Raw genomic sequence first — 7,345 nt, 5'->3', positions numbered from 1 at the left:
CGGCATCGCCGGGCTGGCGGCGGCGCGGGCCTTGCGCCAGCGCGGCATCGAAGACTTCGTGCTGCTGGACCTGGAGCAGGCGCCCGGCGGAAACAGCCGTGGCGGCGAGATCCAGGGCGTGCCCTGCCCGCTCGGCGCGCACTACCTGCCGGTGCCGACCGACGCGGCGCCCGAGGTGCAGGCTTTGCTCGAGGAGCTGGGACTGCGCAAGCGGGTGGCCGGCCGCTGGCAGTATGACGAGCGCCACCTGTGCCACGCGCCGCAGGAGCGGCTGTTCTTCCAGGGCCAGTGGCAGCAGGGCTTGCTGCCGCTCCACGGCGTGGGCGCCTCGACGCTGGCCCAGTACGCGCGCTTTGCGCAGGAGGTGGAGAAGGTGCGCGCCACCGGCGCCTTTCGCATCCCGCTGCGCAGCCGCGCCGGCCTGCGCGCCTGGGACGGCGAGACTTTCGCCGCCTGGCTGGGCAGCCGTGGCCTGGACGACCCGCAGCTGCGCTGGTTCCTGGACTACTGCTGCCGCGACGACTACGGCGCCGACAGCACGCAGGTCGCGGCCTGGGCCGGGCTGCACTACTTCGCCGCCCGCCACGGCTTCCATCCGGAAGGTGAAGGCGAGCGCGAGGGCTTGCTGACGTGGCCGCAAGGCAATGGCTGGCTGGTGCAAGCGCTGACGGCGCCGCTGGGTGACCGCTTTCGGGGCGGCCGGATGGTGCTGCACGTGGCCGAGCGGCTGCACGGCGTCGAGGTCGACACGCTGGAGCCGGCCACCGGCCGCGTCGAGCGCTGGATGGCCGACCGCTGCATCGTGGCCCTGCCCGCCTTCGTCGCCGCGCGCGTGGTGGAGGCCGCGCCGGCGCCGCTGCGGCAGCTGGCGCGGCGGGCGCGCCATGCGCCGTGGCTGGTGGCCAACCTGCACCTGCGCGCGCCGCTGGCGGAAAAAGGCGATGCGCCGCTGGCCTGGGACAACGTGGTGTACGGCGCCGGCGATGCCCTGGGTTACGTCAACGCTGGCCACCAGAGCCTGGAGCGCAGCGCCGGCCCCACGGTGCTGACGTGGTACCTGGCGCCGGGCGAGGCCGGGCGCGGCGAGCTGCTGCGGCGGCCCTGGACCGACTGGCGCGACCGCATCGTGTCCGAACTGGCCGTGCCGCACAGCGACCTGCTGCACCTGCTCACGCGCATGGAGGTCGCGCGCTACGGCCACGCCATGACGATCCCGGCGCCGGGGCTGCTGGCCAGCCTGCCGGCACCGCCGGATTCGGCCCGGCTGCAGTACGCGCATTCGGACTGGGCCGGCTATTCGATCTTCGAGGAGGCCTTCACGCTGGGGCACCGGGCCGGGCTGCGCTGAACAGCGGCATGCGGGCCTGCCCGGGATTGGCGCTCAGCCGCGCATCAGCGCTTCGATCTCGTCGGCCTTGACCGGCACGCCGCGCGTGATCAGCTCGCAGCCTTGCGGCGTGACGATGGCGTCGTCCTCGATGCGGATGCCGATGTTGTGGAACTGCTCGGGCACGCCCTCGGCCGGCCGCACGTAGATGCCGGGCTCGATCGTCAGCACCATGCCCGGCTGCAGGATGCGGCTGGGGCGGTTCTTGATGGTTTCGCCCGACAGCGGGTCCTTGCGCTCGCTGACGGTGCCCACTTCCGCGGGCTCCACGTAGCTGCCGCAGTCGTGCACGTCCATGCCCAGCCAGTGGCCGGTGCGGTGCATGTAGAACTGGAAGTAGGCGCGCCGGTCCAGCACGTCGTCCAGCGTGCCGACCTTGTTGCGATCGAGCAGGCCCACGTCCAGCATGCCTTGCGCCAGCACCTTCACCGCCGCTTCGTGCGGGTCGGTGAAGCGGGCGCCCGGCTTGGTGGCGGCCACCGACGCTTCCTGTGACGCCAGCACCAGGTCGTACAGCGTGCGCTGCGGACCGGTGAACTTGCCGTCGGCCGGGAAGGTGCGCGTGATGTCGCTGGCATAGCTGTCCAGCTCGCAGCCGGCGTCGATCAGCACCAGCTGCCCGGCGCGCACCGGTGCCACGTCGGCGCGGTAGTGCAGCACGCAGGCATTGGCGCCGGCGGCGACGATCGAGCTGTAGGCCGGGTACTGCGAGCCGCCCATGCGGAACTCGTGCATCAGCTCGGCGTCGAGGTGGAATTCGCGCAGATCCTGGCCTTCGCGCAGCATGCGCGCGCAGGCCTGCATGGTGCGCACGTGGGCCCGGGCGCTGATCGCGGCGGCGCGCCGCATGATGTCCTGCTCGTGCGCGTCCTTGACCAGCCGCATCTCGTCGAGCACCGCGCACAGGTCGCGTTGCTGCTCGGGGCACAGCGCGCCGTAGCGAACGCGCGCCCGCACCTGGTTGAGCCAGCCGGCCACCCGCTGCTCCAGGCCCTGGTGGATCGCCAGCGGGTACCAGACCGTGTCGCGGTTTTCCAGCAGCCTGGGCAGTTGGGTGTCCAGGTCGGCCACCGAGTGCGCGGCGTTGACGCCCAGCGCGTCGACCGCCGCGTCGGGGCCCAGCCGGTAGCCGTCCCAGATCTCGCGCTCCAGGTCCTTGGGCTGGCAGAACAGCGTGCTCGTGCCGTCGCCCGTCACCACCAGCCAGGCGTTCGGTTCGGTGAAGCCGGTCAGGTAGTAGAAGTAGCTGTCGTGCCGGTACAGGAAGTCGGAGTCGCGGTTGCGCGGGCGCTCCGGCGCGGTCGGAATCAGCGCGATGCCGTTCGGGCCGAGCTGGGCCGCCATGCGGGCGCGGCGCTGGGCGTAGAGCGAGGTGGGCACGGTGGTGTTCATGAAAGTCATTCTCCGCTGTTTGCGGCGCCGGAGTTTCGCGGGCGCAGCCACTTTTCCAGCCGCACGCCGTCGGCCACGCCGCTGTAGTGGCGCGGCAGGATGACCAGCTCCTGGTAACCGTGCTCGTTGTAGAAGCTGCGGGCGGCCGCGTTGTCACGGCGTGCCTCGACCCGGATGCGGCTGGCGCCGGCGGCCCGCGCCACCGCTTCCAGCCAGGCCAGCATGGCGCTGCCGATGCCGCGCCGGCGGCCGGCCGCGCGCACCGCGAACAGCAGCAGGTGCGCGTCTTCGCCCGGATACGCCATGATGCCCAAGGCGTCCAGCCGGCCCGGGCCGTCGACCACCACCACGTTGGTGTCGGGCGCTTCGATGGCATGCCGCACGCGGCCGACCGTCCAGCTCCAGGGCAGCCCGTATTCGATGGCGTCGCGGGACAGTTCGGCGATGTCCGCCGCATCGGCCAGCGTGGCGAAGCGGACTGCGGGATGGGCGAGCATGGAGGGCGGTGCGCAGCGCAGCTGCACACCCTAGGAATTCAAGGCGGCGAGGCGCTGCGGCGTGCCGACGTCGGTCCAGGCGCCGGTGTAGAGCTCCGCAGTCACCTGGCCGCGGTCCATCGCCTGCCTCAGCAGCGGCGCCAGGGACAGCTTCAAGCCTTCCGGGTTGCCGGCCGGCAGGCCGTCGAACAGCCCGTGGCGGAACAGGCCGGTGGTTGAATAGGTGTAGCGAACTTCGGCCTGGTTCAGCGCCGAGCCGTCGGCGGCCAAGCCGAAGTCGCCCTTGGGGTTGTGTTCGGGATTCGCGACCAGGAACAGGTGGGCCAGCTTGCCGCTGGCGCGAAAGCGCTCCAGCGCTTGCCGGCTGAAGCGAAAGTCGGGCATGTAGACGTCGCCCGCCACCAGCCAGAAGCAGTCCTCCAGCAGTGGCAGTGCCCGCACGATGCCGCCGGCGGTTTCCAGCGCGTGGCCGAAGTCCTTGCCTTCATGGGAGTAGCGGATCCGCACGCCATCGGTCTGCGCGCCGTAGCGCTGCTCGATCTGCTCGCCCAGCCAGGCGGTGTTGACCACCACGTCGGCCAGGGCGGCCTGGCCCAGCGCCTGCAAGTGCCAGCCGATCAGCGGCCGGTCACGCACTTGCAGCAGCGGCTTGGGGCACGTGTCGGTCAGCGGCCGCATCCGCTCGCCCCGGCCGGCGGCCAGGATCATGGCCTGGGCGCGGCTCATTCGCAGTCTCGGCCGAGCCGCCTCATGGAGGCTGCAGCCCCCTTGAGGGGCAGCGACGACAGGCAGTGCGGAGTGGGGTGGCTCATTCTTCTCCTCGGTCCAGGGAGCGCTGCTCCGTCCACTCGGGCTGGAAGCGATTCACCAGGGCGTACATCAGCGCGCGCGCCTTGGCCGAATGGTCGCCGCCGAAGTTGCAGACGTAGACGTCGGCGGTCACCGCGTGGTCTTCCGGCCAGGTGTGCAGGCACACGTGCGATTCGGCCAGCAGCACGGTGGCGGTGACGCCGCCCGGGCCCTTGGCGGTGGCCGGGAAAGTGTGGAACAACTGGTTGACGACTTCCAGCCCCACCGCCTGCACGGCGGCCACGCACCAGGCGCCCAGCTGGTCGGGGTCGGTCAGCCAGGCCGGCTCGCAACGGCAGCGGTACAGGTCGGCGGTCAGGTGCAGGCCCTTCATTCCCCGACTGTATGCGAACGCCTGCCGCAAGACCCGGCCCAAAGTTCACCGACCGGCACCAAAGTAAAATGCCGGGTTTCCCCTGATACTTTTACCCCCGGAGCTGCCCCCGATGGCCAACGAATCCCTGATGGCGAATGCGATTCGCGCGCTCGCCATGGACGCCGTGCAACAAGCGAACTCGGGCCATCCCGGTGCGCCCATGGGCATGGCCGACATCGCCGTGGCCCTGTGGCACAAGCAGTTCAAGCACAGCCCGCGCAACCCGCACTGGGCCGACCGCGACCGCTTCGTGCTGTCGAACGGCCACGCCTCGATGCTGCTGTACGCGCTGCTGCACCTGACCGGCTACGAGCTGCCGGTGGGCGAGCTCAAGGGCTTTCGCCAGCTGCACAGCAAGACCCCCGGCCACCCCGAAGTGGACGTCACCCCCGGCGTCGAAACCACGACCGGCCCGCTGGGCCAGGGCCTGACCAACGCGGTGGGCATGGCGCTGGCCGAGAAGCTGCTGGCGGCCGAATTCAACCGCGACGGCCATGCCATCGTCGACCACCATACCTACGTGTTCATGGGCGATGGCTGCCTGATGGAAGGCATCAGCCACGAAGCCTGCGCCCTGGCCGGCGCCTGGAAGCTGAGCAAGCTGGTCGCCATCTACGACGACAACGGCATCTCCATCGACGGCCAGGTCGCGCCCTGGTACATCGACGACGTGCCGGCGCGCTTCAAAGCCTACGGCTGGAACGTCGTCGGCCCGGTCGACGGCCACGATGTCAAGGCGCTGGACCGCGCCATCGCCGACGCCCGCGGCAGCAGCGAAAAGCCGACCCTGGTGGTCGCCAAGACGCACATCGGCAAGGGCTCGCCCAATCGCGCCAACACCGCCAAGGCCCACGGCGAGCCGCTCGGCGCCGAGGAAATCGCGCTGACCCGCACCGCCCTGGCTTGGGAGCACACCCCGTTCGAGCTGCCGCCAGCCGTCTACGAGCAATGGGATGCCAAGGCCAGGGGCGACGCCGCCGAAGCCGACTGGAACAAGCGTTTCGGCGCCTATGCCGCGGCCTTCCCCGAGCAGGCCGCCGAATTTTCGCGCCGCATGGCGGGCGAGCTGCCGAAGAACTTCGCCCAGGTGGCCGTCGACGCCGCCATCGCCGCCCATTCCAAGGCAGAGACGGTCGCTTCGCGCAAGGCTTCGCAGATCGCGCTGGAAGCCTTCACCGCCGCCATGCCGGAGCTGCTGGGCGGCTCGGCCGACCCGACCGGCTCCAACCTGACCAACACCAAAAGCACGCCGCCGCTGCGCTTCGACCAGGCCGGCAACGTCGCCATGGTGGACGGCAAGATCGGCCGCCACATCAACTATGGCGTGCGCGAGTTCGGCATGGCCGCGATCATGAACGGTGTGGCGCTGCATGGCGGCTACATCCCGTACGGCGGCACCTTCCTGACCTTCAGCGACTACAGCCGCAACGCGATCCGGATGGCGGCGCTGATGAAGCGGCGCGTGATCCACGTGTTCACGCACGACTCGATCGGCCTGGGTGAAGACGGCCCGACCCACCAGTCGGTGGAACACGCCGCCAGCCTGCGCCTGATCCCGGGCCTGGACGTCTGGCGTCCGGGCGACACCGCCGAAACCACCGTGGCCTGGGCCGTGGCGCTGCAGAACGCGAACCGGCCGACGGCGCTGCTGCTGTCGCGCCAGAACCTGCCGTACGCGCCCAAGGCCGGCCTGGACGAAATCAGCCGCGGCGCCTACGTGCTGGCCGAAGCCAGCGAAGTGGGCTTGAACAAGAAGGCCCAGGCCGTCATCATCGCCACCGGCTCCGAAGTGCAGCTGGCGCTCAAGGCGCAGGAGCTGCTGGCCCAGCAAGGCGTGGCGGTGCGTGTGGTGTCCATGCCCAGCACCACCACCTTCGACCGCCAGGACGCCGGCTACAAGAGCGGCGTGCTGCCGGCCGGCCTGCCGCGCATCGCCGTCGAAGCCGGCGTGACCGACTTCTGGTGGAAGTACGGCTGCGCCGCGGTGGTCGGCATCGACAGCTTCGGGGAGTCGGCCCCGGCCAGCGTGCTGTTCAAGCATTTTGGCTTTACGCCCGAGAATGTGGCGGACACGGTGCGGGCCGTGCTGCAAAGGTCGCGCTAGGTTTCAACGTCATCCAGGAGAATCACGCAATGGCAATCAAGGTAGGCATCAACGGCTTCGGCCGCATCGGCCGCAACGTGCTGCGCTCGGCGGTGCAGAATTTTTCCGACATCGAGATCGTCGGCATCAACGACCTGCTGGAGCCGGACTACCTGGCCTACATGCTCCAGTACGACTCGGTCCATGGCCGCTTCGACGGCACCGTGGCGGTCGAGGGCAACACCCTGATCGTCAACGGCAAGAAGATCCGCCTGACGCAGGAGCGCGACCCCGCCAACCTCAAGTGGGGCGAGGTCGGCGCGCAGGTGGTGATCGAGTCCACCGGCATCTTCCTGGACAAGGCCGGCGCGCAGAAGCACCTGGATGCCGGCGCGAAGAAGGTGATCCTGTCGGCACCGTCCAAGGACGACACGCCGATGTTCGTCTTCGGCGTCAACCACCTGAAGTACCAGGGCGAGGCGATCATCTCCAACGCCTCGTGCACCACCAACTGCCTGGCCCCGCTGGCCAAGGTGATGAACGACAAGTGGGGCATCAAGCGCGGCCTGATGACCACGGTGCACGCCGCTACCGCGACGCAAAAGACGGTGGACGGCCCGTCCAACAAAGACTGGCGCGGCGGCCGCGGCATCCTGGAAAACATCATCCCGTCCTCGACCGGCGCCGCCAAGGCCGTCGGCGTGGTGATTCCCGAGCTGAACAAGAAGCTCACGGGCATGTCGTTCCGGGTGCCGACCTCC

The 7,345-nt window shown here is 69.9% G+C and carries 7 protein-coding genes; 3 read left to right on the top strand and 4 right to left on the bottom strand.

Features of this window, described 5'->3' with window-relative positions; genetic code table 11:
- A partial coding sequence (locus JWP65_RS06580) for an FAD-dependent oxidoreductase (RefSeq protein ID WP_299761749.1) occupies nucleotides 1-1,348 on the top strand: 1,348 nt, incomplete at its 5' end.
- Nucleotides 1,349-1,381: 33 nt separating this feature from the next.
- Here the strand turns inward: JWP65_RS06580 and JWP65_RS06575 are convergent.
- The 4 genes from JWP65_RS06575 to speD form a co-directional block, all read right to left on the bottom strand.
- The gene (locus JWP65_RS06575; RefSeq protein ID WP_299761746.1) at nucleotides 1,382-2,779 is read right to left on the bottom strand and encodes an aminopeptidase P N-terminal domain-containing protein; all 1,398 of its coding nucleotides are present in this window, start codon (nucleotides 2,777-2,779) and stop codon (nucleotides 1,382-1,384) included.
- Nucleotides 2,780-2,784: 5 nt separating this feature from the next.
- On the bottom strand, nucleotides 2,785-3,276 hold the full coding sequence (locus JWP65_RS06570; RefSeq protein ID WP_299761743.1) for an N-acetyltransferase: 492 nt from the start codon (nucleotides 3,274-3,276) through the stop codon (nucleotides 2,785-2,787).
- Nucleotides 3,277-3,306: 30 nt separating this feature from the next.
- Entirely contained in the window at nucleotides 3,307-4,002 is a 696-nt protein-coding gene (murU, locus tag JWP65_RS06565; protein ID WP_299761740.1) for an N-acetylmuramate alpha-1-phosphate uridylyltransferase MurU, read from the bottom strand.
- Between the two features lie 82 nt (nucleotides 4,003-4,084).
- Nucleotides 4,085-4,459 (bottom strand): adenosylmethionine decarboxylase, encoded by a 375-nt coding sequence (gene speD, locus JWP65_RS06560; protein WP_299761737.1) that lies wholly within the window; start codon nucleotides 4,457-4,459, stop codon nucleotides 4,085-4,087.
- 112 nt (nucleotides 4,460-4,571) lie between these two features.
- Here speD and tkt point away from each other — a divergent pair, with 112 nt between their 5' ends.
- Both tkt and JWP65_RS06550 read left to right on the top strand, forming a co-directional pair.
- Entirely contained in the window at nucleotides 4,572-6,605 is a 2,034-nt protein-coding gene (gene tkt / locus JWP65_RS06555; RefSeq protein ID WP_299761734.1) for a transketolase, read from the top strand.
- Nucleotides 6,606-6,634: 29 nt separating this feature from the next.
- A partial coding sequence (locus tag JWP65_RS06550) for a type I glyceraldehyde-3-phosphate dehydrogenase (RefSeq protein ID WP_299761731.1) occupies nucleotides 6,635-7,345 on the top strand: 711 nt, incomplete at its 3' end.

Source organism: Ramlibacter sp. (genome assembly GCF_028292805.1).
Lineage (GTDB): Bacteria > Pseudomonadota > Gammaproteobacteria > Burkholderiales > Burkholderiaceae_C > Ramlibacter.
The sequence above is the reverse complement of the archived record's forward strand: the minus strand, read 5'-3'. Positions and strand labels throughout refer to the sequence as shown.

Coding starts and splice junctions, on each gene's coding strand:
- JWP65_RS06575 (WP_299761746.1), bottom strand. CDS start 2,779: ATGAACACCACCGTGCCCACCTCGCTCTACGCCCAGCGCCGCGCCCGC.
- JWP65_RS06570 (WP_299761743.1), bottom strand. CDS start 3,276: ATGCTCGCCCATCCCGCAGTCCGCTTCGCCACGCTGGCCGATGCGGCG.
- murU (WP_299761740.1), bottom strand. CDS start 4,002: ATGAGCCGCGCCCAGGCCATGATCCTGGCCGCCGGCCGGGGCGAGCGG.
- speD (WP_299761737.1), bottom strand. CDS start 4,459: ATGAAGGGCCTGCACCTGACCGCCGACCTGTACCGCTGCCGTTGCGAG.
- tkt (WP_299761734.1), top strand. CDS start 4,572: ATGGCCAACGAATCCCTGATGGCGAATGCGATTCGCGCGCTCGCCATG.